The sequence below is a fragment of the Spirosoma daeguense genome (assembly GCF_054776875.1).
Map to the genome: position 1 here is coordinate 1 of NZ_BAAHBF010000046.1, position 508 is coordinate 508.

Here is a 508-nt window from a genome sequence, read left to right on the forward strand (position 1 = left end):
CTCATCCATCAGCCCTCGCGGGCGTTGGGTGATCCAAACAGTGAAAACAACGTAGTGGTCGGGTTCCGGTCGACAGGGCAATCGTCCCGCGACAGAACGGTTTGGCTCGTTGGTCGGGCTCCGGTCGACACCAGAACCGCCCCGGTTGGGCAAGCTGATAAAAGCGAGTTGGGCACGTAGCGTTCGACAAGGCAAGCGCCCCGCGACAACGTAGTGAAAAGGCTTGGCGCGGGTCTGCAACGTAGTAAAAAACGCTTCGCGCTCGGCTTTAAGCGGTTGGGTGCGTTATTGTCCGCTCCGCGCTGTCACCGTTCCGGCGACAGGGAGCACGTCCCGAGGGTGAGCGTGTCAGCCCAACCAAATGAGGGTGTAAAGGTTGCAGGTACGTTCGTTCAGGTGTGTAGCGTCATCATCCATCAACCCTCATGGTCGTTGGGTGGTGCCAAATAGCCAATAACGTAGTGGTGGGCTTCTGTGCGACAGGGGGCACGTCCCGTGACAGAGCGGT

General features: G+C 59.3%; 1 protein-coding gene. It reads left to right on the top strand.

Annotated elements, in window-relative coordinates:
• A partial coding sequence (locus ACYVD4_RS32105) for a hypothetical protein (RefSeq protein ID WP_460952554.1) occupies positions 1-180 on the top strand: 180 nt, incomplete at its 5' end.
• Between the last annotated feature and the right edge of the window lie 328 nt (positions 181-508).